General features: G+C 59.6%; 18 protein-coding genes. 11 read left to right on the forward strand and 7 right to left on the reverse strand.

What is annotated here, in order from left to right; all coding sequences use genetic code 11:
- The first annotated feature begins 324 nt into the window (after window positions 1-324).
- The 6 genes from NKJ23_RS06705 (at window position 325) to NKJ23_RS06730 (ending at window position 8,448) form a co-directional block, all read left to right on the forward strand.
- Window positions 325-573: a hypothetical protein gene (locus NKJ23_RS06705; RefSeq protein WP_156937305.1), complete on the forward strand. Its 249-nt coding sequence runs from the start codon at window positions 325-327 to the stop codon at window positions 571-573.
- Window positions 574-828: 255 nt separating this feature from the next.
- Window positions 829-3,567: an AMP-binding protein gene (locus NKJ23_RS06710; RefSeq protein WP_502902500.1), complete on the forward strand. Its 2,739-nt coding sequence runs from the start codon at window positions 829-831 to the stop codon at window positions 3,565-3,567.
- A complete protein-coding gene (nadE, locus tag NKJ23_RS06715) occupies window positions 3,564-4,547 on the forward strand; it encodes an NAD(+) synthase (protein WP_352679378.1) in 984 nt (327 codons plus the stop codon). Before NKJ23_RS06710 ends, nadE begins: the two co-directional genes overlap by 4 nt.
- A 3-nt stretch (window positions 4,548-4,550) precedes the next feature.
- Window positions 4,551-6,572 carry an asparagine synthase (glutamine-hydrolyzing) gene (gene asnB, locus NKJ23_RS06720; RefSeq protein ID WP_352679302.1) on the forward strand — a complete coding sequence of 674 codons (2,022 nt, stop codon included), beginning with the start codon at window positions 4,551-4,553 and terminating at the stop codon, window positions 6,570-6,572.
- A complete protein-coding gene (locus NKJ23_RS06725; RefSeq protein ID WP_352679304.1) occupies window positions 6,569-8,125 on the forward strand; it encodes a class I adenylate-forming enzyme family protein in 1,557 nt (518 codons plus the stop codon). Before asnB ends, NKJ23_RS06725 begins: the two co-directional genes overlap by 4 nt.
- 56 nt (window positions 8,126-8,181) lie before the next feature.
- Window positions 8,182-8,448: an acyl carrier protein gene (locus NKJ23_RS06730; RefSeq protein WP_023675628.1), complete on the forward strand. Its 267-nt coding sequence runs from the start codon at window positions 8,182-8,184 to the stop codon at window positions 8,446-8,448.
- A 99-nt stretch (window positions 8,449-8,547) separates the two neighbouring features.
- On the opposite strand, the gene NKJ23_RS06735 is transcribed toward NKJ23_RS06730, so the two are convergent.
- Window positions 8,548-9,240 carry a N5-glutamine methyltransferase family protein gene (locus tag NKJ23_RS06735; protein WP_352679306.1) on the reverse strand — a complete coding sequence of 231 codons (693 nt, stop codon included), beginning with the start codon at window positions 9,238-9,240 and terminating at the stop codon, window positions 8,548-8,550.
- A 404-nt stretch (window positions 9,241-9,644) separates the two neighbouring features.
- On the opposite strand from NKJ23_RS06735, the gene NKJ23_RS06740 reads away from it, so the two are divergent.
- Together NKJ23_RS06740 and NKJ23_RS06745 are read left to right on the forward strand one after the other, a co-directional pair.
- A complete protein-coding gene (locus NKJ23_RS06740; RefSeq protein ID WP_352679308.1) occupies window positions 9,645-11,396 on the forward strand; it encodes a type I secretion system permease/ATPase in 1,752 nt (583 codons plus the stop codon).
- Between the two features lie 242 nt (window positions 11,397-11,638).
- A complete protein-coding gene (locus tag NKJ23_RS06745) occupies window positions 11,639-12,937 on the forward strand; it encodes an HlyD family type I secretion periplasmic adaptor subunit (protein WP_245274645.1) in 1,299 nt (432 codons plus the stop codon).
- A gap of 24 nt (window positions 12,938-12,961) precedes the next feature.
- On the opposite strand, the gene NKJ23_RS06750 is transcribed toward NKJ23_RS06745, so the two are convergent.
- From NKJ23_RS06750 to NKJ23_RS06770, 5 genes are all read right to left on the reverse strand, one after another.
- Window positions 12,962-14,224 (reverse strand): polysaccharide biosynthesis/export family protein, encoded by a 1,263-nt coding sequence (locus NKJ23_RS06750; protein WP_352455325.1) that lies wholly within the window; start codon window positions 14,222-14,224, stop codon window positions 12,962-12,964.
- Between the two features lie 81 nt (window positions 14,225-14,305).
- The gene (locus tag NKJ23_RS06755) at window positions 14,306-15,310 is read right to left on the reverse strand and encodes an SDR family NAD(P)-dependent oxidoreductase (RefSeq protein WP_352679310.1); all 1,005 of its coding nucleotides are present in this window, start codon (window positions 15,308-15,310) and stop codon (window positions 14,306-14,308) included.
- A gap of 74 nt (window positions 15,311-15,384) precedes the next feature.
- On the reverse strand, window positions 15,385-16,059 hold the full coding sequence (locus tag NKJ23_RS06760; protein ID WP_023675621.1) for a sugar transferase: 675 nt from the start codon (window positions 16,057-16,059) through the stop codon (window positions 15,385-15,387).
- Window positions 16,056-17,192, reverse strand: coding sequence for a DegT/DnrJ/EryC1/StrS family aminotransferase (locus NKJ23_RS06765; RefSeq protein ID WP_023675620.1), 1,137 nt, complete (start codon window positions 17,190-17,192; stop codon window positions 16,056-16,058). The genes NKJ23_RS06760 and NKJ23_RS06765 overlap by 4 nt, the downstream gene beginning before the upstream one ends.
- A 47-nt stretch (window positions 17,193-17,239) precedes the next feature.
- Window positions 17,240-17,962 carry a nucleotidyltransferase family protein gene (locus NKJ23_RS06770; RefSeq protein WP_352679313.1) on the reverse strand — a complete coding sequence of 241 codons (723 nt, stop codon included), beginning with the start codon at window positions 17,960-17,962 and terminating at the stop codon, window positions 17,240-17,242.
- 511 nt (window positions 17,963-18,473) lie between these two features.
- Between NKJ23_RS06770 and NKJ23_RS06775 the strand changes: the two genes are divergently transcribed.
- Window positions 18,474-19,151: a LuxR C-terminal-related transcriptional regulator gene (locus NKJ23_RS06775; RefSeq protein ID WP_023675618.1), complete on the forward strand. Its 678-nt coding sequence runs from the start codon at window positions 18,474-18,476 to the stop codon at window positions 19,149-19,151.
- Window positions 19,152-19,334: 183 nt separating this feature from the next.
- On the opposite strand, the gene NKJ23_RS06780 is transcribed toward NKJ23_RS06775, so the two are convergent.
- Window positions 19,335-21,074: a sensor histidine kinase gene (locus tag NKJ23_RS06780; RefSeq protein ID WP_352679315.1), complete on the reverse strand. Its 1,740-nt coding sequence runs from the start codon at window positions 21,072-21,074 to the stop codon at window positions 19,335-19,337.
- A gap of 286 nt (window positions 21,075-21,360) precedes the next feature.
- Here NKJ23_RS06780 and NKJ23_RS06785 point away from each other — a divergent pair, with 286 nt between their 5' ends.
- Together NKJ23_RS06785 and NKJ23_RS06790 are read left to right on the forward strand one after the other, a co-directional pair.
- Entirely contained in the window at window positions 21,361-22,071 is a 711-nt protein-coding gene (locus NKJ23_RS06785) for a helix-turn-helix transcriptional regulator (RefSeq protein WP_023675616.1), read from the forward strand.
- 245 nt (window positions 22,072-22,316) lie between these two features.
- Window positions 22,317-23,429 (forward strand): NAD-dependent epimerase, encoded by a 1,113-nt coding sequence (locus tag NKJ23_RS06790; RefSeq protein WP_352576395.1) that lies wholly within the window; start codon window positions 22,317-22,319, stop codon window positions 23,427-23,429.
- Window positions 23,430-23,523 lie beyond the last annotated feature (94 nt).

Genomic DNA, 23,523 nt, shown 5'->3' on the forward strand with positions numbered 1-23,523 from the left:
AGGGTCGTCCGATGAGGCCAAATCACGGGCAGAATGCCAGATCACGGACAGCATAAAGGAGCCCATTCGAGCGCCTTTTCCATTGCCCGCGGAGGCGGAGGCCTAACGTTGCGGCGCAGATTGGCATGTCGCCGGCATGGCCGCAATCAGCCTGCCTTCCCCTGAACTGGCATCCCGTCGCTGAAAAACCTGACGGATACGGAGGGCCAAGTTGCCGGTGGGTACGGAAAGTATCGGACCCAAAGTTTCGCCAAGCAGTTGCAACCGAATTCATTAGCCGGCGTTAAAGTGCGGGTGATCTAGCGGGGGCATGGGGAGGCTTTCATGCAGACGTATCTCGTCGAGCGTATGGACGGCGACGATGTTATCTCGGTGCGCGTTGTCAACGCGCCGAGTCCGTTCAGAGCCGCAGCTATGATGACGGGCGGGCGTATTACCTTCCGAACGTGGGAAAAGGATTGGATCCGCGTGACCGACGAAAATCGGGGACAGATCTATGCCTATTGTTTCGTCCCCGGCAGCTATTCCGACACCGAAGCATCGCCGGTGTCGTCCGGAAGAACCACCGAATAGGCAATATGCCTGAATAGCGGCAATTCCATCTTCGACCCCACCTTGGTCTTCGAGCCTGCCTTGGCATGTGTCCGTGTCATGCGCACCACAACAGCCAGCGAGCCCGGCATGATTGGCTCGGCCGGCGGCTTGCGAAACAGGCGAAGCGACTAACCAAGCGCGTCCTTGAGGGAAGATCAGGGCATCATCAGAATGATCGATGAAAAGATTGGGGCGGGGGGCGATAAGTGACCCTAATCTTAGCGTAGGCAACTCATGTCTTCGGCATATTTGGGATCAGAAGTCGCGGATCAGGATCTAGCGGTGGATTGTCAGACAACGACCTCGGATAATTGGTCAAGTGTCCCACAATACGCACTGGATCAGGGTGGTCCCGTACTGCGCCCATTTCAAAGATTGGGCGTCGATTTTACCAACATTGCGGCCTTCGATCACCTGAGAAATGTCGTCCGCCAGTACCCCGACAAGCTTGCAATCAGCGACGGCGCCAATCGTCTGACCTATTCCCAGCTCCTCCGGTCAGTCGAGACGCTGTCCCACCAGATCGCGGCGGCCGTCCCAGACGGACAGGCGATAGGGATTCTTCAGGCCAACTCGGCCTGGTATCCCGTTGCCATGCTGGCAAGCATGACGGCTGGGCGGCCTTCGGTGCCACTCAACGCGCGAGATCCTAGCTCGCGTATCCTTGAAATCGTGGCCGGGGCGCGGCTCTCAGCTGTCCTGGGCGAGGGCAATGTCCGACCCGATGGTTTGCCTCACCTGGTCAGTTGGATCGATGTGTCGACCAGTGCGGCCTCGCAGGCTGGGCAAGTGCCTCGTTCTTATTCCGTCTCGGTCGATGCGCCCGCCATCGTGCTTTATACGTCAGGGAGTACGGGCCGGCCCAAAGGCATCGTTAACAGCCAGCGCAGCTTGCTGTGCCGGGTCCAGCAATATGTCGATGCGTGCCACATCAACTCGGATGATGTTTTCTTGCCATTGACCGGACCCGCCACAATCGCCGGGTGCCGGGAGATTCTTGCTGCTCTTCTCACCGGCGCCACCTTGCATCTGGTCGAAGTCGAAGCGGTCGGCTTGCGCGCCGTTCAACGCCTGGTGCGATCCGAAGGCGTGACAATCACCTATCTGGTGCCGGCACTGCTTCGCGCGCTTATGGCAGACGGACCTGCAGAAGCGTTCCATTCACTCAGAGTCGCCCGGATCGGTGGCGAGAAGGTGCCCTGGACCGACATCGCCCTGCTGCGCAAGGCCGTCTCCGATACGTGCCTTATCCAGATCGGTTACTCGTCAACCGAGACCACCGGCTCGCAATGGTTCCTGCCGCGAGACTGGCCAGAGCATGGAGATTCGGTTCCAGTTGGCTGGCTGCTGCCTGGAATCACCTTCGCAATTGTCGACGAAGCGGGCCGCCGCGTTCAACCGGGCCGCAGCGGAGAGCTTCTGATCAGGAGCCCGTATGTCTTGCTTGGCCATTGGGAGGACGGGGCGGTTGTGCCGGCAACATCAGACCCGCACGATCCAGGCCTTCGGATTTTCGCGACAGGTGACCTCGTTCGACTTGATGATCAAGGCCTGCTGCACATCGTCGGTCGCAAGGGGCGCCAGGTAAAAATCAACGGTCGACGCGTCGAGCCAGCCGAACTCGAACGGGTGCTGCGTTGTGCACCCTCTGTCGCGGATGCCGTGGCAATCGTGACGGCCGCGAATGAGCTTGTCGCCTTTGCTGTTCCTCGGCGCTCGGCCGAAGCGACCTTTTCGGACGAGCTTCGCCAGCTTGTCAGGACCAATCTGCCGCCGCCGCTGCGTCCCTTGCGGTTGCACACGATCGCCGAGATTCCGCGTCTGCCGAGCGGCAAAGTCGACATCACGACACTTGCAGAGATGGATCTTTCAGCCAGAGAGACAGCGGCGACCGCGCGTCCGCTCGAGCCGCGAGGCAAGCTGACCGCGCAGCAGGTTGTCCAGCGGGCATGGACCAGCATTCTCAATACGCGCGTGGCGGCAGGACGCTGGGATGACGCCGGAGGAGATTCGCTGAAGCTGCTGCACTGCGTCATGGAAATCGAAAGCGCCATCGGGCAGGAACTCGGCCTTGAGGCCTTCACCGTCGGGATGAGCCTGGAGCAAATGGTCAAGGCGGTCGTGTCCGCCCAGGCAGGCGATCAAAGCGCGCGCGCCCAGAAGCACGACCCTCCCATTCTTTTTCTGTTCCCGGGGTCCGTCGGCTATGGCCCGAGCCTTGCTGCCTTTGCGGCAGCGATGGGCAAGGTGACCCGTGTTGCCCCGATCAGGTATCCGGCCCTGGCTATGATACTGCGCGGACAAGACAGCCTCGCCGATATGGCCGACGCCGCCGTCGACCAGATCCGCCGCGCCCAACCCTCGGGCCATGTACGACTTCTCGGCCATTCGCTCGGCGGCGCTGTTGCCTTCGAAGTTGCGGCGCGGCTGCTGGCAGCGGGGCGAACCGTAAAGTTCCTCGGCATCCTCGACACCAGCCTCGTCGGGGAGCGAAGCGCCCGCTGGGAGACGTTTACGCGCACAGTCAATCGAATCCGAACCAACCGCGTGTCCGCTTACCGGATGGCTTGCCGCGCCCTCGCGAAAGTCGCCGTGGCAATGAAGCGCGAGGCACAACTGGTCCAGTTTCTCGACCGCTTCGCTCAAGGACAGTTCAACGCGACGAGCTTTAGAACCAAACTGGAACTGCAAGAGGTTTTGCGCGCGCAAGCCTTCTTCCAGTGGGTGGCCGAGCCAAAGCCGGCGCTGCCGATCACAGGCACCCTGTTCCGCTGTGCTCGACCCGGAATGCCTCTGGCAATCGGCTGGGATAGCGTCTTCGCCCATCTGGACGTGATTCCGATCGTCGGCAGCCACATCGATCTGGTTGTAGAGCCTCACCTCGCCACCAATCGTCCCCTTATCGAGAAAGCGGTGGCGAAAACCTATTCGCCAATCGAGTCTCGCAAACTGGAGTACAAGCCATCGACCTGATCTCAACATTCGGCAAAGACGCCCTGGTGCTCGACGCTGGCGCGGAAGTCGATCGCATCGTCCAGATCTTGCGCCAGCAGGTCTTCGGCACGCTGCGACGTCGAGGGGTGGTTGTCGGCCTCTCAGGCGGCATCGACAGCTCCGTCGTTGCGGCGTTGTGTGTTCGCGCCTTTGGGAAAGGCAAGGTCCTCGGGATATTCATGCCGGAGCGCCATTCCTCTGGCGACTCACTGAGGCTCGGCCGCATTGTCGCCGCACAGCTTGGTATCGAAACGATCCTGGAGGATATAACGCCGGCCCTGGAAGCGATCGGCGCCTATAGACGGCAGACCGAAGCAATCCAGACCGTCGTTCCCGAATATGGGGGCGGCTGGAAATGCAAGCTGGTGCTCGCCTCGGTTCTCGAGAGCAACGGTCTCAACATCACGCGCCTCACGGTTCAGGACCCCGAGGGCAGGACCGACACGGTGCGCCTGCCGTCGGCAGCCTATCTGCAGATCGTCGCTGCAACCAACTACAAGCAGCGCCTGCGCAAGATGACCGAATACTACCATGCCGACCGCCTCAACTACGCGGTAGCGGGCACGCCGAACCGCCTGGAGTACGACCAGGGCTTCTTCGTCAAGCAGGGCGACGGAATTGCCGACCTGATGCCAATCGTCCACCTCTACAAGACCCAGGTCTACCAGTTGGCCGAATATCTTGGGGTGGAGGAAGAGGTCCGGCGCAGACCGCCCACCACAGACACCTTCTCGATGGCGCAGAGTCAGGAGGAGTTCTACTTCGCGCTTCCTTATTATCTGATGGATTTGTGCCTCTACGGCTTGAACCATGGGATCGCCGACGAAGACGTCGCCGAGGCAACCGGCCTCACCGTGATGCAGGTCCAGAAGGTTTTCAAGGATATCGACAGCAAGCGGCGCGCCGCACGTTATCTCCACGCGCGGCCGTTGGTGTCCTCTTCAATGGGCGAGGGCTAGGCGATGTGCGGCATCGCCGGAATTGTGTCGCTGAGCGCCGCAGCGGCGTCCCCTTCCCGGGATGCGCTGATACGTATGGCGGGCGCGCTGGCGCATCGCGGCCCGGACGAGCGCGGCCTTTACCGCGACAGACGTGCAGGATTGGCGCATGCCCGCCTGTCCGTCATCGATCTCGCAAGCGGCCAGCAGCCACTCGCCGGCGCGGGCGACACAATGTGGATCGTCTTCAACGGCGAAATCTTCAATTACGTCGAGCTGCGACAAGACCTGGTCGCGCTCGGTTATCGCTTTCGCACACGCAGCGACACCGAGGTCATCGTCCATGCCTATCATGCCTGGGGCGAGGCCGCCTTCGAGCGAATGAATGGGCAGTGGGCAGTCGCCATCTGGGACTCCGTGGCAGGTCGTCTCGTCTTGTCGCGGGATCGGTTCGGCATCTGCCCGCTGCACTTTTGCGAGCATGGCGGACGGCTTTACTTCGCCAGCGAGGTGAAGGCCATTTTCGCGGCCGATGCGGATATACCCCGCGCCTTCGATCCAGCCGGCATCGATCAGACTTTCACACTCTGGACTGTCGCGCCGCCACAAGGCGTGTTTGGAGGAGTAAGCGAACTCACGCCGGGGCATGTCCGCATTTATGACAGCGGCGTCGTCCGGGAGCGGGCTTTTTGGAAGCCTGACTATCCAGAGGTTGACGGACCCGGCGATGATGAATTCACCGGCTCGCTTGATGACGCGGTGGAGGAAGTGCGCAGCGCCCTGGAAGCCGCGACGGCGCTCAGGGTAGTACGCGCCGACGTGCCGGTCGGCTGCTATTTGTCCGGCGGGCTCGACAGCTCGCTGATCGCCACGCTGGGGAGACGCTTCGCGGGCGAGCGCTTCCAGACCTTCTCGCTGCGTTTTGCCGACGCCGAGTATGATGAGACGCATTTCCAGCGCCTGGTTGCCGGCGTGGCCGGCAGTGACCATCATGAGGTGGTTGTTTCGCGCAGCGATATCGCTGGCATCTTCCCTGAGGTGATCTACCACACCGAGCGGCCAATCCTCAGGACCGCGCCGGCGCCGCTGTTCCTGCTCTCGAGACTGGTGCGCCAGCACGGCATCAAGGTCGTGCTGACCGGCGAAGGGGCCGACGAAATGTTCGCCGGCTACGATTTGTTCCGCGAGGGCAAGGTCCGCCGCTTCTGGGGACGCCAGCCCGCCTCGACGCGACGCTCGCGGCTGCTGGAGCGCCTCTATCCCTATCTCAGCCGCTCGCCGGTGCAGCAGCAGGCGATGGCACGCCAGTTCTTCGGTCGCGACATCCACGCCTGTGACGCGCCTGGTTTTGCGCATGGCACGCGCTGGCGTACCACAAGCGCCATCAAGCGGCTGTTTTCGGCAGACATGCGCGCTCAAACGGAGCGCCGCAACGCCGTGTCCGAGCTGCTTGCCCGCCTGCCGCCGGAGTTTTCGCGATGGGGCTCTCTTGCGCAGGACCAGTATATAGAGATTCAGACGCTGATGTCGGGATACCTGCTTTCCTCACAAGGGGACAGGATGCTGATGGCTCATTCCGTCGAGGGGCGCTTCCCGTTCCTCGATCATGAACTCGTGAGACTCGCGAATTCGCTTCCGGCCGCCTACAAGCTGCGCGTGCTCGATGAAAAGCATGTGCTGAAGCGCGTAGCGCAACCGATCGTGCCGTCGGAAATCGTCACCCGCAAGAAGCAGCCTTACCGGGCTCCCAACGCGCTTTGCTTTGTCGCAGATGGCGCTCCGGCCTACATTCGCGAAGCACTTTCGGAGGCGGCGCTGCGGGAAGCGAACGTCTTCGACCCCAAGTCGGTTACCCGGCTCCTGAGCAAGTGCCAGGCCAGCGCCGGCGACGGCGACCTGTCCAACTCCGACAATATGGCGCTTGTCGGGGTGCTGTCGACGCAGCTTCTTCATCGGCAATTTATCGCGAGCCGTCCAAGTGGGGCTCGCACGCTCAAGCTCAGCATCGATATCGACCGCGAACACCGCGAAGAGGTGCTCGCATGATGCATGGCGCCGTACCGCTCCTGCACGACTATCTCACCCACTCTGCCAGCCGGCTCGGCGAGAAGGTGGCCCTGGTGTGCGGCAATCAACGTGTCACTTATGGCGATCTCGATATGCGTTCGAACGCCATAGCGCACCATTTGACCGATGCCGGAATTGCGCGTGGCGATCGCGTGGTGGTCTTCGCCGACAACACTGTCGAGGCCGTCATTGCGTTCTGGGCGGTGCTCAAGGCCAACGCCGTGGTGTGCATCGTCAATCCGCTCACCAAAAGCGACAAGCTTGATTATCTGCTCAACGATTGCCGCCCGACGGCACTGATCACCGACAAACACCTGCACTCGATTTTCAGGGAGCCGGCGCGGAATTGCCCATCGTTGCGCCGCATGATCGTCTCCGGGCCGATCGAACACAGCGACCTGCAAGAATTGCCGCATGCTGTGCGCTGGGACGCCGCGGTCGCGGCAGCCCGCAGCACGCCGCCCTCGCGCCGCTGCATCGACATCGATCTCGCTGCGATCATTTATACGTCCGGCTCGACGGGCGAGCCCAAGGGCGTGATGCTGACGCATCGAAACATGATCGCCGCGTGCGCCTCGATTTCCTCATACCTGGCGCTTGCCGAAGACGAGGTGATCCTCAATGTCCTGCCGCTCGCCTTCGACTACGGTCTTTACCAGATGATCATGGCATTCGGTGCGGGCGCCCGGCTGGTGCTTGAGCGCTCGTTCGCCTTCCCGGCGCAGATCCTTGGGCTGATCAAGCAAGAAAGGGTGACGGGTTTTCCCGGCGTACCGACCATCTTCGCCGCACTCGGGGAGCTCAGGTCTCTCAGGGATCAGGATTTTTCGAGTATTCGCTATGTCACGAACACTGCGGCCGCCCTGCCGCTCAAGCACATTCTCCTGCTGCAGGAGCTGTTTTCTGGCGCCCGCATCTATTCGATGTACGGCCTTACCGAATGCAAGCGCTGCACCTACCTGCCGCCGGAGGATCTGGAGCGAAAGCCGTCGAGCGTCGGGATCGCCATCCCCAATACGGAAATGTGGATTGTCGACGAGCATGACAGGCGGGTCGGCCCCGGCGTCGTTGGTCAGCTCGTCATCCGCGGAGCGACGGTGATGAAGGGCTATTGGGGCAAGCCGGAGGCGACAGCCAGGAAGCTCAAGCCCGGCCCGCTGCCGGGTGAGCAGGTCCTATACACCGGCGACTACTGCCGGATGGACGCCGAGGGCTACCTCTACTTCGTCGGTCGCGGCGACGAGATCATAAAATCGCGCGGAGAGAAGATAGCGCCGAAGGAAGTGGAAAACGTGTTGATGAACATTGCGGGCGTGCGGGAAGCCGCGGTCATCGGCGTTCCGGACGAGCTGCTCGGGCAAGCAGTGAAGGCATTTGTCGTGATGGAGCAGGGAAGCATGATCGGTGAAAAACAGTTGCAGAAAGAGTGCCAGAGACGGCTGGAAAACTTCATGGTTCCGAAGTCCATCGTCATCGTACCCAGTCTGCCGATGACCGACACGGGTAAGCTCAAAAAAACGGCCCTGTCATGAGTCGGTACCAGGGCGAAGTTGATCAGCATTCATCTTTTGTACCGGAGGCGAAATCAATGTTATCTACCAAGGATAGAACCGATACCTGCAGCGAACAAATTCGCGCTTTCCTGGCTTCGAATTTCTATATAGCCGATCCCGAGAGCCTGGAGAGCGACACCTCGCTCCTCGACCAGGGCATCGTGGACTCGACGGGTGTGCTCGAGGTTATCGGCTTCATCGAGGAGACCTTCGGCATCACGGTTGAAGACAGCGAGCTGCTGCCGGAGAATCTCGATTCCATCGAGGGAATTGCGCAATACGTCATGCGCAAGAGAAACTGACGCAAGAGAAACTGATCGCCGAAATCTCGCGCAACTCTGTTTCAACTTCCCGGCCGTTTCTAGCCGCGACAGCGCGTCTACCTGCCGCGGCTGCGATGCTTACGCCTGCGCCCTCGTATGTCCCACAACCACCCTGCCCTCATCGGCCTGGTTGGTGACTGCCCGGATACTCTCATAGGCCTTGGAACGCTCGAGCAAACTCATGACCTGCCGGTCCTGGCCAAGCCCCACCTCGAAAAGCAGGATGCCTCCGCGCCGCAAATAGCGCGGCGCCTCCTTGAGCACCCGCATGTGGATGCTCAGGCCGTAGGGGCCGGCTGCGAATGCTTCACGCGGCTCGAGCTCGACCAGATGCGAACGGTCGCCCTCGAGCCGTTTTTCCGAAATGTAGGGCGGGTTGCAAACGATCACGTCGATCGTGCCGTCGAGCTCCAACCCTGAGAAGGCGCTGAACAAGTCGCCCTGAAGCACCGTTACCCGGTCCTCGATTTCAAGATGGGTGACGTTGCGGCGCGCGACCTCCACGCATCCGTCGGTAAGATCGCTTGCCCACACGCGCGCGGTGGGAGCGTGGTGCGCGATGGCGCACGCCAGATTGCCCGCCCCACAGCACATGTCGACAACGCGAGGCACCGGCAGGTTCAGTTGGCTCAGGACATCGAGAGTGGCCTTGCCGAGCAGTTCCGTTTCCGGCCGAGGAACAAGCGCACCGGGCGAGACCAGCAACTGCAATCCCATGAAGGTGCTGCGCCCCCTGCCGTAGGCATCGGCAACGTTGATCTCTTCGCTCACGACACTCGCCTCCCGATTTAGCCGGCGTTGGTGGCCGACAATTGCGTACCGATGAAGTGTATCTCAAAACCGTTTAACTCTCGATCGACAAAATCAAAACCGATCCCTCCCCAGACGCTTTGAAGCCTTGATGCTACAAAGATGACCATAAGCTTCTGCGCCGTGTCATGATTAGGAATATCTCCTTACCCGACCCGGTTATCCCCAGCCTGGCGAGCCAGTTGCCGAATTCTCAGCCTGGCGTCACGATTTTGCTACATTTTAATCAAAGAAGGCACGTATGTAAGCAATTCGTAATGTTCAGCAGCGGGGCGGGGCTGCTGCTTCCCGGAAGGTTAAAGTTTGTCCCTCATCGAAAGAATCGACGAGATTGCGCGGCAATTTCGCGTCAACGAGCGCACATCATGAAGTCGACCAAAGGGCGCTCGCTCGATCTCCGCTCCGCAATGTTCGGCTGTGTGCACGGCCTCGTCGGCGTAGGCATTTTCTCGGCATTGATAAATATCCTCGCCTTGACCGGCTCCGTCTACATGCTCCAGGTCTATGACCGCGTGCTGCCTTCGCAGAGCGTGCCGACTCTTGTCGGATTTACAGTCGGGATGCTGGGACTTTACGCGGCCTATGGGCTCCTCGATTTCGTGAGGCTTCGCCTGTTGGTCCGCATCGGCAGCCGCCTGCATAGAAATCTGCAGCAAAAAGCGTTCGCAGCCTCGCTTTCCCTGCCCCTCGTCGCCGGGCCGGATGCGAACCGGGTACACCCGCTTCGTGATCTGGACCAGCTACGTGGCTTTCTTTCCGGGCTCGGGCCGACAGTCTTATTCGACGCTCCCTGGATACCATTTTATATGGTGGTCATCTATCTGCTGCACCCCGCGCTTGGCGTGCTGGCAACGCTCGGCGCATGTGCCGTTGTGTTTTTGACGGTGGTTGCCGAGATCATCGGCCGCAAACCTGCGGCTCGTGCATCTGAGACACTCGTAGCGCAGCGGCTTCTGGCCGACTCCGGCCGCCGCAACGCAGAGGTTGTTCAGGCGATGGGCCTTTCCGCCCCGCTTAGCCGGCGCTGGAACGAGGTCAGTCATCTTTATCTGAAGAACCAGGAACGGCTCTCCGACGTCGTCGGCGCAGCAAGCTCACTGTCGAAGACGCTCCGAATGGCCCTGCAATCATGTGTGCTAGGGCTTGGTGCCTATCTTGTGATCGGCGGCGAGGCCTCGCCTGGCGTGATCATTGCATCGTCCATATTGCTGGGCCGCTCGCTGGCGCCGGTCGATGTGGCGATCGCAAACTGGAGAGGGTTTCTGGCAACCCGCAAAAGCTATACCGAACTGTCGGCAGCCCTGGATGCTTTTGATAGCCAGCAAGAGCCAATGGAACTGCCCGGCCCGAAGGCTGAGCTTGAGGTCGAGGAATTGACCGTCGCGCCACCAAGCCTGCAGAAGCCCACCATCTTCAATGTAAGCTTCCGCTTGGCGAGAGGCGCAGGGTTGGCGGTCGTCGGCCCGAGCGGCTCCGGCAAGACCACGCTCGTGCGCGCTTTGGTCGGGGCATGGAAGCCGCTTCGTGGCACGGTAAGATTGGACGGCGCCTCGCTCGATCAGTGGAATTCAGAACTGCTCGGCATTCATATTGGCTACCTTCCGCAGGACGTTGAGCTGTTCGACGGGACGATCGCCGACAACATTTCGAGGTTCGGCGGCAAGCGCGACGCAAAAGGCGTGCTGGCAGCTGCCAAGGCTGCGGGCGTGGACAAGATGATCATGCGTCTTCCGCAGGGTTTTCAAACACGCATCGGAGAAGGCGGCGCGGCCCTTTCGGCTGGGCAGAGGCAGCTCGTCGGGCTTGCCAGGGCACTTTACGGCGATCCATTCCTCGTCGTTCTTGACGAACCAAATTCCAATCTGGATGCAGACGGTGATGCTGCTTTGGCCGGCGCAATCCTGGCAGTGCGTCAGCGCGGCGGTATCGTGATCGTCGTTGCGCATCGCCCCTCCGCTCTCGTCAACATCGATCAGGTACTCGTCCTGTCGAACGGGATGCTCCATTCGTTCGGCTCGCGCGAAGACGTTCTGGCAAATGTGATCCGGCCCTTCCCGCGCCCGGACAAGCCAAACATTGTCGTTCCGCTGCAGCACGGTGCAAGCGGGCATGCGTGAGGTATTGCTTAGTGTCTAACGTGACCATGTCGTCATATGCTGCGGTTGGCGGCGAAGGCCAGCCGACCGGGGAGAAGCCGGAGCCGGATGGGATTCGAGCCAATCTACCCTGGGGTACTCTGGTCCGGAGCCTAGCAGCACATTGTCGTTCCGCCGCACAAAGGTGCAGCCGGGCATATGCGAGGTATCGCTCTGCTGTTGCCGTGTCGTCATACGTCGCAGCCGATGGCGAAAGCCGTTCGTTGGAGACGAAGCCAGAGCCGGATGGCATCCGGGCCAATCTGCTCTTGGGCCTGGCAACCAGCTTGCTGTTGATCTTTGGCGGAGGGCTCTGGTTGGGATTGACCAAGATTGCCGGCGCGGTGATTGCGCCCGCAACCGTGGTGGTCGAAAGCAACATTAAAAAAGTCCAGCATCAAACCGGCGGCACCATCGGCGGAATCTTCGCGCAGGACGGCGATCATGTGAAGGCCGGCGATGTGTTGGTCAGGCTGGACAACACATTGACCCGAGCAAACCTGCAGATAATCACCGAGGACCTCAATCGCGCCACCATTCGTCTGGCCCGACTGGAGGCCGAGCGCCAGGGTCTGCCGGAAATGCAGATCCCGCCCGACCTTCGCGCTCAAATGGGCGACCCGCAAGTGGTGGCACTTGTCAGTGGCGAGCGTGCCTTGTTTGAAAGCCGTGCTGCGGCGCTGGCTGGCCAGAAGGCACAATTACAAAGCCGCGCGAAGCAGCTGGAACGTCAGATCGATGGCCTCAAATCACAGCAGTCTGCAACGGACGAGTCTCTGGATCTGCTGACCAAGAACCTTGCGGATGTCGAATCTCTCTACGCAAAGAAGTTGGTGTCCAAGGAGAGGTTGAGCAATGTCAGCCTGGACAAGACCCGGGCTCGCGGCGAATCGGGACGCCTTGTCGCAGCGATAGCAGAGGTACAAGCTCACATCAGTGAAACGGACCTGCAGGTGCTTCAGCTCGACGAACAAATGCGGAGCGACGTGACCAACGAACTTCGCGAAACCGAAGCCAAGCAGACCGAGCTCAGCGAGCGCCAGGTGGTGGCCGAAGACGAACTCAGCAGGACAGACATTCGTGCCCCGCAATCGGGCACAGTACAAGAATCCTCGGTCCATACCGTAGGAGGCGTGATTGGCGCAGGAGAGGTGCTCATGATGATTGTGCCCGATTCCGACAACCTTGTCGTCGACGCTTCCATTCCTCCGTCGCGTATCGATGAGATTCATCCCGGACAGCAGGTGTCGATCCGCTTTCCAGCGTTCGACGCCGGCACCACACCTGCTTGCGAAGGCTCGGTCAAGCGCGTCTCAGCGGATCTGATCAAGGATCAGCAACGCCAGCTTTCCTTTTTTTCGGCGCGCATCGACGTCGAGAATGAAGCGACGTGCCTGACAGGAGAGAAAATACTCAAACCGGGCATGCCCGCCGAAGTCCACATAAGAACCGACGAGCGCAGTGTCTGGTCCTACTTGATGAAGCCCCTTACCGACCAGTTTTCCAGGGCCTTCAGGCAGTAAAGCGGTTGCGAAACGCGGCCCGATCTATCGGGTCGCCGCATTTTCGAGAGCGCTGCTGAATCTGACCTCGATCGTGTCTCCCGGCATGACCTCGGTGTCTTCTTGGGCAAGCTGTTTTCGCCATTCTTCGCCGACCTTGCGAATGATCGTGACCTCGGCCTGGACCTTCTCGCCGGCAACCGGCAACGGCAGTGCGGCAGCTCCCGTGGGCTGCAACTTTTGGCTGGCGGCGCGAAGCCTTGCGCTGACGTCGGCAAGGCGCACGTTGGTATCCTTCAACTCGATCAGCAGACCCATCCTTCTTTGGTTGTCATTGCGTTCGTGCTGTCTGGCAAAATCGTCCTGCTGACGTCGTGCTCTCATAAGCTCAACCGACGTTTCGAGTGCCCGGCTGGAAGAGAGAACCAAAGCGCGCCGGACGTCGGCGAGCCGGTTGTTGGTGAGATTTCCGGACTCAAACGCTTTTCTTACGCGCGCCAGATCGTCTTCGTCCGCCTTCACCCCATCCGCTTCGGCCTGCTCGCGTTTGAGCAAGGTCTCGGTTTGTGCGGCGGCATCCTTGCCGCTTTTATCCAGAAAGCCCTGCTCTTGCTGGAAGTTGTCCAACGAGAGCTTCAGCCCTTCCGCTTCAGCCTGCGCGATCGCCGACGCAAAACTTGCCGGCAAGGGAGATCCTTGTGGTGGCTGCATGTCGAAAGTCGGTTTGTCCTGAAGTTCGGCGCGGATGCGGGCGCTATGAAAATAATCTCTCGTATATTCCCCCCAAAGCGACTCGTAATCGCGCCGCAGATCCACCGGATCTGGGCCAACCTGGTTTGCCCGGGATCGCAAAAGGCTGAAACCGCCTGACACGGCAATCGCCTGCCGCACGGTCATCAGCGGGCGGTAGGCCTGCTGTCCGGGAGTGAGCACGTCGCCGGTCACATAGATCGGCCTGTACTCCGCAACCACGGCGGTCACGTCTGTCGGCTTGATGACGATCATTTGCTCCCGCCCATCAGGCAGACGCTGGTGGAATATCTTGGTCGGCAAGATCGTCTGCATGCGCGTTTGCAGTTCAGCCGGAGTTAAGCCGCCCACCGAAACCATACCGACTTCGGGAAGCGCGATCGTGCCGTCCATCTGGACCACCGCACGTTGCGTTCGCTCCGGGATGGAGGCAATTCCAATCTCGACGGTGTCGCCGGCAGAAAGTCGATAGGCGACCCGCGGTTCCGCTGCAGCAGCCGTATCCATGGCAGCCAGCATGCCGAGCACGACAATAAGGATTCGATCAACGAGGACCATGGGCGACAATCTCCTTCTGGCTCGAATCCGGCGATACCGCGGCCGCAATCAACAGCGGAGCCAATCCTCCCGGGCGAAAGCTCATGTCATGTAACCCATTTCGTGTCGCACCCGGCCTTCGATGAGGCGCCCTTGCCACCATCCGATGGTCCGCTCCAAGCCTTCGCGCAGGCTGGTCTGGGCACGCCATCCAGTCTTACTTTCGAGGAGCGAAGAATCGGCCAGCAAGGCACGCACCTCGGAATTCTGCGGCCGCAGGCGGCGCTCGTCCCGGTGGATTGGTTTCTTGCAGCCACTCAACTCGATCACCAAATCCAATATGTCCGAGATCGTCACAGCGCGCTGGCTTCCGGCATTGTAGGCATGGCCAAATTCGAGCTCGGCGGAACCTGCGGTCAAAAACGCCGCCGCGGTGTCTTCCACGAAAGTAAGATCGCGGATCGGGCTTGTGTCTCCCACCATGATCGCCGGGCATTTTTTGTCGAGAGCCTGGCGTATAATGGTCGGTACGATGGCCCGCTCACTCTGGCGCGGGCCGTACGTATTGAAGGGCCGCATGATGACCACTGGGATGTCGAACGATCTGGCGTAGGACTCCGCCATCATGTCCGCGCCGATCTTGGATGCCGAATATGGTGACTGTCCCTGCAACGGGTGGGATTCGCTGATAGGCATTGTCAGCGCGGTGCCGTAAACCTCGCTTGTCGAAGTGTGCACTACACGCTCCGTCTCCCATTGGCGCGCCGCTTCGAGAACGTTGACCGTGCCCAGGATGTTGGTCTCCACATAGGACTGGGCAGCGGCATACGAATACGGGATAGCTATCAGTGCGGCGAGATGAAACACGACCGCCTGGCCACGCACGATCCGGTTAAGGAACGCGCTGTCGCGAACATCGCCGCGGACGAGATTCAACTGGCGTCGTATGGTGTCGGGCAAATCGTCCAGCCAGCCGTGGCTGTCGAAGGAATTGTAGAGTGCCAGCGCGGTGACGTCGGCGCCGCTGCGGACGAGTGCTTCGGTGAGATGAGAACCGATGAACCCGTCGGCACCCGTAACCAGAACTTTCCTGCCCTTGTATGCCATGACCCAAGCGTTCCCCCTATGACGTGAGGCACTGACTTTGCAAATCCACGAGAGCGCGGATGTCCCACCTGCTCTCAAGGTCCAATCGGCGGCGGCGAAACCACGCCAAGCACCGCCAGCAAGCCGCGCACCATCCACACAACATCGGAGCCGATCGTGCGCTGCGGATAATAGGAAAGGTCGAGCCTGGCTTTGGCAGGAAACAGAACCTGGCGATAGAACAGTAGCGGGTCCACCGATCGCGGATAGAAACGGGCTTCATGCCGGAAGAGAACCTGGGCTGGACCCAGCAAGCCTGGCTTGTATTGTAAAACGTCTTCGAAGCCCCCGCGAAAACAATCGGCGAAGGCAAGGCTCTCCGGGCGTGGCCCGATGATTGCCATCTCGCCTCTGAAGACGTTCCAAAGCTGTGGCAGTTCGTCGAACTTGGTGACGGCGAGGAACCGTCCTATCGGCGTCATGCGGCTGTCATCGGCCATGGTCAGAGCCAAGCCACCGGGGTCGCATTGAACGCTGAACTTGCGGAACTTGTACATGCGGAATGGGCGAGCACCGGCCCCGACGCGGGTCTGTGTGAAGAAGATGGGCCGCCCGCCTTCCAGCAGCAGCGCCACGGCAATCAGCAGCATCAGCGGGGCGAAGACGATCGCCGCGGCTGCCGCAATGACAAGATCGATTGCTCGTCTCGCAGACCCATGGGCGGCGCTCGAGACGTTAGACCGGTGAATGGCTAGATCCAGGGCATTCATGCGGCTGTTCCTGTCTGGGCGCAATTATTGACCGCCGCGGCAAGAGCGACGACTACCGATTCGACCAATGGCGCGGTGATCTGCGGATGCAGCGGTACAGTCAGTTCGCGCTGCGCGAAATCTTCAGTGCGCGGTAAGTGAGTACCGGGAATGAGCTCACGATAGAGCGTCATCTGGTGCACCGGCGGGTAGTGGATAGTGGTTTGTATCCCTTGCCCGCGCAGTGCGTCGATGACGTCTTGCCTGTCGGCGTAACGTGGCAAAAGGATAGGCATGATGTGGTAGGCCGACGTCCGCGGCTCGTGGAATGGGATGGTCACGGCCGGGCAATGCTTCGCTATGAGACGGCGATACAGCATGACCAGGATACGCCTGATCTCATTCCACTCCTGCAGATTTTGCAGCTGGACCAGTCCGATCGCAGCCCGCAATTCATCCATGCGATAGTTGAATCCGAGCATGGTGACATCATACTGAGGGGTGCGGCTGTTCAGCCTTTGACGCGTCCCGGTGGTCATCCCATGTCCACGCGCCTGGCGGATTGTCTCGAGCAGACCGGCATCCCTGGCGATCACAGCCCCGCCTTCCGCCGTGGTCATGTTCTTGTTGCCGTAGAAGCTGAAGGCGGCTGCGGCACCAAATGTCCCCACCTCCTTCAAGCCCGGCGCATGCGCCGCGTCCTCGACGATGTGCAGCCCCCGGGCACGGGCGAGCCTCTGCCATTGTTCCCGATCGGCGAGGTAGCCGGCGAAATGAACGAGAATGATTGCCTTGGTGCGGGCCGTGCATTTCGCTTCGGCTTCCACGATCGACATCAGCGGCACGTCGGCTGACTCGATGTCGACGAAAACCGGCGTCGCACCGACATAGAGGACCGCATTTGCGGTCGCCACGAACGTCAAGGATGGCACCAGCACCTCGTCGCCCGGTCCGATGCCAAGTGCGTGCAAAATGAGATGAAGCGCTGCGGTGCAAGAACTGACCGCGACGCAATCCTCCGCATCATGAACGTCGGCAAAAGCTTGTTCGAAGGCTCGTACCTGCTCCCCCATGGTCAGCCAGCCGCTGTCGATGACCTTGGTCAAAGCAGTCTTCTCCGGCACACCCAAGATCGGGGCACTGACCAAGAGCATCACAACCTCCTAGACTGATAACTGTGGGAACCGGGCTCGTGACTTCATCATGCAGCCGTCGCAGTGACCTCGATCGAGGCCGACTGGTCTTCCCAGGAAATGGCCTGTGCGTTCTGAAAATCGTCGACGCGCCCGATATCGAGCCAGAGACCCTCATGTTTGTACACGTGCACGGTTGTGCCGTTCTGCATCATCTGCAGCATCAGGTCGTCGAACCCAAAGGGTATGCCGGATGGGATAAACTGCAGAACATCCGGGTTCATGCAGTAAATTCCCATGCTGACCAGATGCGAAAGCGTCGGCTTCTCGCGAAAGACCTGCACGGTATTGTCGACTTCGTCGATGACGCCGAAATCCATCTTGATCAGGCGACAGGCTGTTGCGATCGTCACTGGATCGGTGTGCTTACGGTGCGCTGCTACAAATCGACTGAGGCTTAGATCCGTGAGGACATCGCCATTGAGAACGATGAATGGCTCCGTCAGTTCATCCCTGATCAAAGACAGTGGCCCGATGGTGCCAAGCGGCTCCATCTCCTGCGTATATCGAATTTTCAGGTTCCACTGCGAGCCATCTCCACACACGGTGCGGATCAAGTGGCCGAGATACCCGGTTGTAATATAAACTTCCTGAATGCCGTTGCGTCGCAACCATTTCAGAAGCATCTCGAGAACCGGCCGTGCGCCGATCGGCATGAGCGGCTTCGGCAAGACCGAAGTGAAGGGGCGGAGGCGTGTTCCCATTCCTCCACATTGAATAACCGCTTTCATCCTGGTCCTCCCTTGTTCATTCGGCCTGAACGCTATCGTCACGGGCCGGCTATCCTGCCCTGGTCAGCACCCGGGAAACGCGTTCTTGTCCCCTCAGAAGAACCGGTGAGATTTCCCGTAGAAGACCGGTGAGATTTCTCCACTGTCCCCTGATCCGGACATTGCATCTGGATGGTATGTGGCCGTCAGGGTGGATGTCGTCGTGCATTCGAATGGTAACAATTCAGCCGTTTTGCTGTTCTATATCTTTAGACCTATAGCACTGCTGAACGGCCGGCCGGTCTGTCAGCTGTCCAAAAGGTCAGAACGTATGTTCGACGACGTTCGGCGGGTTTCGCTCACAAGGGGCAAAAAAAGAGGAGCGTTTCCCGTCATTTAAGATTATATTAGAAATCTGGCGTTTGCGGTGTTGGGGGTGCCGCAGCGTCGGCTGGATGAATCGACGAGTGGATGGCCACGACTTTCAGGCCATTACCGTTCAATCCATTCAGATTGGCGTTGGGGTAGTTCAATGTATCGAATCGTCATCGCCGACGATCACGGCTTGTATCGTCGCGGCTTGCGATTGGCACTGACCGCAGGCATTCCAGGTGTGGAGATCTTTGAAGCGTCCTGTTTCGACGCGGTGCTCAGTTTGCTGGCAGAGCAGTCGTTCGTGGATCTTGCGATCCTGGATCTGAATATGCCGGGCCTGTTCAATCAAGAAGTGCTCGGCGGGATCCTGTCTGCCTATCCGGACACGCGATTTGCGATCGTTTCCGGAAACGATTCACGCTCGGAAATACTCACGGCTCTGTCGATCGGGCTTCACGGCTACATCGTAAAATCGCAGACGGACGAAGAGGTTGTTTTGGCCGTCAATGAAATCCTCTCCGGCCGCATCTATGTTCCTGCACTTCTGTCACGCCCGGGAGCGACGCAAACAACCCACGCGCATACCCATTCCGACGACAAAGGCCCACAGAGGCGTACCGCTGGCGTCAACCTTGGCAGGCTGACTTCGAGGCAAAAGGAAGTCCTCAAGCTGATGGCGGAAGGCTATTCAAACAAGGAAATTGCGCGCGATCTGGAAATCGCAGAGGCGACCACGAAAATCCACGCTGCTGCGGTTCTGCGTGAATTGGGGGTACGCAATCGGACCGAGGCTGCCGTTATGCTGAAGACTTGGCTTTCGAGACATGCCAGCTAGAGCGCCGCGCGTCCTTTTGGACGTGCAAACGGCGTCCCAAGACTCCTCATGCATTTTACTGCATATCCCAAAGCCGCGGCGCAGCTTTGGGCCGACGACATTCTTGGAAGGAACCCTGCGCATCTCAAAGGCCGCTCAGCGCGACCCGCCTTTAGATATCTGCTTTCCGATTGGAGCACTGCACTAAAATCCGATTTCCTTGCGTGACAGCCGCAGCGAATACCGCAACCCTTGGTCCGATATTTCCAGCCTGGGAGAGTGACCGACAAGCGGCGCTCCATCCACTCCGATTATCATGGAACCGAAGCCATGACGGACTACGCTTGAGGTCCTACGCCGCCCCGATTCCACCCACTCGAACACGATATCACTGCCTGTTTCTTCAGGTGCGAACGTCCAGCTTACGTCGATCCGGCCTTTTGGATCGGCAAGCGCTCCATATTTCATGGAATTGGTGGCAAGCTCGTGAACGATCATTGCAAAACTCTCGGCGGCGCCTCCCGACATCGCCACGGAAGGACCGCTGACCGATATCGCACGTGTTCCAATATATGGGTGCAATTCTTGCGCAACGAGATCGTTTATCGCCCCCGATACGCTGCCGTTGCGTGAAAGAAGCAGATGGGTTGCCTCGAGCGCGCGTATCCGGTCGATCAGCATTTCCTTGTATTTGGCGACGTTGTTTCCGGGAACATCGACCATTTTCACGAGCGCCGTGATCACCGCGAAAACGTTGCCGAATCTGTGACGCTGTTCGAGCATGATGCGCTCCCGCTTCTTTGCCGCGGCGCGCAGCAGCGTGGTTTGTCGTCTCTCGCTCAGGTCGGCAGCCACTCCAAGCCGCTGTCCACCATCATCATGTCTTTCCTCCCTTCCGCGCAGCGCAACCCAGCGGATATGTCCGTCCGATCGGCGGACGCGTATCTCAACATCGTAATTCGTGACCGATGGTGCGGCCTTTCTCGATGCCGCCAGCTTTGGCCAGTCCGCCGGATGAACGACAGCTGACAGTTCCTCCAAACTGCGGCTATTGGCCTGGGCCAGGCCGAGAATGTCCCAGAACGTGTCCGAGCCCGTGACTATCCCGTCTTTAAGGTCTATGCGCCACGTGGCCAAGCGTCCAGCAGACAGAGCGAGGTCCAGCCATTCCTTCTGGGCCCGAAGCGCTTCGTGAACAGCGCGTCGTTCCGAAATATCGTCGACCACCACGAAGATGCTCTCCGAGAGGCCACCCTCGGGCACGGACGAAGAAAGCGTTAGCCTGGCCCAGAATGCCGTACCGTCCTTTCGTGACAGACGCACCTCCGAAACGAACGAAGAAATGTCATTGCCCAGCCTCGCCAGCAATTGCGCCAAGGTATCCCGGTCGTTCGGATGGGCGAGCGTATCGAGCTGCAATTGGGCAAGCTCCTCCTCCTTGTACCCGGTCATCTCACAAAGGCGTCTGTTGGACTGCAGCAACTCACCTTTCTTGTTGGTGTTCGCGAATCCCATGGCAGCACGTTCGAAGGCCCAACGATAGCGGCTTTCGGTCGCCTCGACGGCAGCGAGCCTGGCCTCCGCGACTTCCAGCAACTCACGCAAGTCCTGCCGCAGACGATGGAAGGTCATGGCAATCACGCCACCCGAAACCAGAAGCAGGATTGCGCGCGCCCAATCTCCACTTGAAATCTGATCGTGTCCTCGTGCCCACAGCCCGACAGCCACCATCAGAATGGTCGCACCGAGCGCCGGTACGCGGTCTTCGAGATAGGCGATAATAATAATAGCCGGAATAAATTCCAGAAAACTGGCGCCTTGCCCAATAAAGGCTGACGATTTTATTTCAAATATCAGTGTGGCAGCTAACACCGATGCAGAGGCAATATGAGTTAGCAATCTGCCCGACGGGTTCGAATTCGACCTGCGCGACTGCGAGCTCATGGACACAGACTACAACCTTCTGACTAGCCCGTCGAGACTAGAGCAAAAAACGTACAGCTTAGTACCACTGCCGGATTGCCATACCGCTATCATAGCGCGCATTTTATCGGACGCAGCGGGGCCTAAGAGCTGCCTTAGAACTGTCGGATCATATTAAGTTTTCAAGGTGGTGATGAACGTATTATCCGTCAGCGCATAGAAGACTAGAATCCAGCTACACATAGAAGACTACATGAATCCCGAATACTTATTTCGGGCGTGTGAAACTTTGGGTTAGGGGTAGAAAATGAATCTGATCGATAGACAGGTCGATGCTTCTTCGAGCAATCGGTACATTGTTACGAGGACCAAGTATGATTTTGAAGCGCGGAATACGCGGCCCTCTTCTGGTCACCTTCCCGATCGCGCATCGGATCCATTGGACGCAAGGTTCGCCGAACCAAAAGGCCGCAGTCTGGAATCCATAACCGGCGTGCTTGATCGCATTGGCTGTGGCTATCTCGTGCTGAATCGCGAAAGAAAAGTAGTCGAGTGGAACGCAGCCGCCCAAACCACGCTTGAGCGCCAGGGCGAAGCGGCCGACACGGCGAGCGGACTTACGGCCGCCCTAAGGCGGCTGATCGCGAATGTTCCGGGCCAATTCCTGCCGGGCTCGTTGTCTTGGGTGGTGATCCGCAGCAGGGGCGACCGACCGGTGATACTGAACGAGAACGGCGTTATCGCTCCCGACGGAACGAGCATTGTGGCGCTGCTGGATCGCGACAACAGGTCGGGGCCAAATCCTCGGACGCTGCAAAGAATGTTTGGCTTGACGAGCGCAGAAACGCACCTCGCCTTGCGCTTGGCCCAGGGCGACGCACCTTTGGAGATCGCTCGCAGCTGGCGTCTCAGCCGCACCACGATCCGTTCCCAGCTTGCCTCGCTGTTCGCCAAGACCGAAACAAAACGCCAGGCGGAACTGGTGGCCCTTCTTGGGCGTATTTCGGTCCTGCCGTAAGGCCGGCCACTTAGATCCAATCGCCGGACGTCGGCATCCGCCCGGGATTCAAACTACGCAAGTTGGCGTGTCATGACTTGGCAGGTCGTGCACCGCATTGCGCACTCCACTAGGTTCGATGCGCCAGCGTAAATATCGGAAGCCGCAATCCCGGACCGGCTATTCGGTACTGTCGAACGGATTTCGAAAGGCGACAAGTGGACAACGATCTATGCAGCGATTCTGTCCTTGCCGCAGCGGAGAAGATGGAAATCGCTCGATCCCGTTCGGACCGCGCGGTGAAGAAACTTGCACGGACAGGACCGATCGTCGTCACCGGCGCCGCAGGCTTCATTGGTTTTCACGTGGCCTCACGGCTTTTGCGTCTTGGTGTCAAAGTCGTGGGCGTCGACAATTTCACGCCCTATTACGATCTGCGGCTCAAGGAAGCGCGGTTTGCACGCCTCTGTAGCGAGGCGAAGTTCACGCCGGTACGAATGGATCTGGCGGATGCCGCGCGCGTTCAGTTGCTGTTTTCAAACGTTCGCCCCTCACACCTCGTCCATCTCGCGGCTCAGGCCGGCGTGCGTCATTCACTTGTTGACCCGCACGCCTATGTGCAATCGAATATAGTGGCGTTTCTCAACGTCCTTGAGGGCTGCCGGCATCATGGCGTCGGTCATCTCGTCTACGCCTCTTCGAGCTCCGTCTACGGCTTGAATCGAACCATACCGTTTTCCGAAAATCACGGCGCCGATCATCCCGTCAGCTTCTACGCCGCCACCAAGCGTTCGAATGAATTCATGGCGCATTCATACAGCCATTTGTTCGGCCTGCCCGTGACCGGACTGCGCTTCTTCACCGTTTATGGCCCTTGGGGCAGGCCCGACATGGCCGTCTACTTGTTCACGCGCGCGATCGTCGAGAGCAAACCAATTGAAGTAGCCAATGCCGGCCGCGTGTGGCGAGATTTCACCTATATCGACGATATCGCTGAGGGCGTGGTTCGAGCACTTGCTACACCGCCGCAGCCGGATCCGAATTGGGACCCTTGCACCGCCGACCCTGCCACAAGTTCCGCGCCGTATCGCGTCTACAATATCGGCAACGACCGGCCCGAGGAGATCAACCGGCTGATTTCGATCATCGAGACCGCTCTTGGCAGCCGGGCAGTTCGCGTGGATGTGCCGTTGCCGCCTGGCGACGTTCTGGAGACGCGCGCCGACGTCAGCGATCTTCGCCAGGCCGTCGGCTTCGCCCCGGCAACACCGCTAGAGGACGGAGTGCGACGCTTTGTCGAATGGTACCGGGACTTTCATGGAACGGATGCCGCGGCCAGCGTACGGCAACAGACGTTGGTGAATGAGGCCACCGTGTAGGCCGCGGGCCCTGTCGGGCGATGATCTGCCACTCGGCGTGTAACGCGTCGGCCACAAAGCCGCACTCGCCAGCCTCTATCCGACACAACCCTGG

The sequence above is a fragment of the Mesorhizobium sp. M0184 genome (assembly GCF_040322215.1).
GTDB lineage: Bacteria > Pseudomonadota > Alphaproteobacteria > Rhizobiales > Rhizobiaceae > Mesorhizobium.

Excerpts from the sequence above, each read along its gene's own strand:
- NKJ23_RS06760 (WP_023675621.1), bottom strand. The coding sequence starts at position 16,059 with ATGAATGCCCTGGATCTAGCCATTCACCGGTCTAACGTCTCGAGCGCC.
- NKJ23_RS06785 (WP_023675616.1), top strand. The coding sequence starts at position 21,361 with ATGAATCTGATCGATAGACAGGTCGATGCTTCTTCGAGCAATCGGTAC.
- NKJ23_RS06725 (WP_352679304.1), top strand. The coding sequence starts at position 6,569 with ATGATGCATGGCGCCGTACCGCTCCTGCACGACTATCTCACCCACTCT.
- NKJ23_RS06780 (WP_352679315.1), bottom strand. The coding sequence starts at position 21,074 with ATGAGCTCGCAGTCGCGCAGGTCGAATTCGAACCCGTCGGGCAGATTG.
- NKJ23_RS06705 (WP_156937305.1), top strand. The coding sequence starts at position 325 with ATGCAGACGTATCTCGTCGAGCGTATGGACGGCGACGATGTTATCTCG.
- NKJ23_RS06740 (WP_352679308.1), top strand. The coding sequence starts at position 9,645 with ATGAAGTCGACCAAAGGGCGCTCGCTCGATCTCCGCTCCGCAATGTTC.
- NKJ23_RS06710 (WP_502902500.1), top strand. The coding sequence starts at position 829 with ATGTCTTCGGCATATTTGGGATCAGAAGTCGCGGATCAGGATCTAGCG.
- NKJ23_RS06775 (WP_023675618.1), top strand. The coding sequence starts at position 18,474 with ATGTATCGAATCGTCATCGCCGACGATCACGGCTTGTATCGTCGCGGC.
- asnB (WP_352679302.1), top strand. The coding sequence starts at position 4,551 with ATGTGCGGCATCGCCGGAATTGTGTCGCTGAGCGCCGCAGCGGCGTCC.
- NKJ23_RS06750 (WP_352455325.1), bottom strand. The coding sequence starts at position 14,224 with ATGGTCCTCGTTGATCGAATCCTTATTGTCGTGCTCGGCATGCTGGCT.
- NKJ23_RS06730 (WP_023675628.1), top strand. The coding sequence starts at position 8,182 with ATGTTATCTACCAAGGATAGAACCGATACCTGCAGCGAACAAATTCGC.
- NKJ23_RS06765 (WP_023675620.1), bottom strand. The coding sequence starts at position 17,192 with ATGCTCTTGGTCAGTGCCCCGATCTTGGGTGTGCCGGAGAAGACTGCT.
- NKJ23_RS06755 (WP_352679310.1), bottom strand. The coding sequence starts at position 15,310 with ATGGCATACAAGGGCAGGAAAGTTCTGGTTACGGGTGCCGACGGGTTC.
- NKJ23_RS06790 (WP_352576395.1), top strand. The coding sequence starts at position 22,317 with ATGGAAATCGCTCGATCCCGTTCGGACCGCGCGGTGAAGAAACTTGCA.
- NKJ23_RS06770 (WP_352679313.1), bottom strand. The coding sequence starts at position 17,962 with ATGAAAGCGGTTATTCAATGTGGAGGAATGGGAACACGCCTCCGCCCC.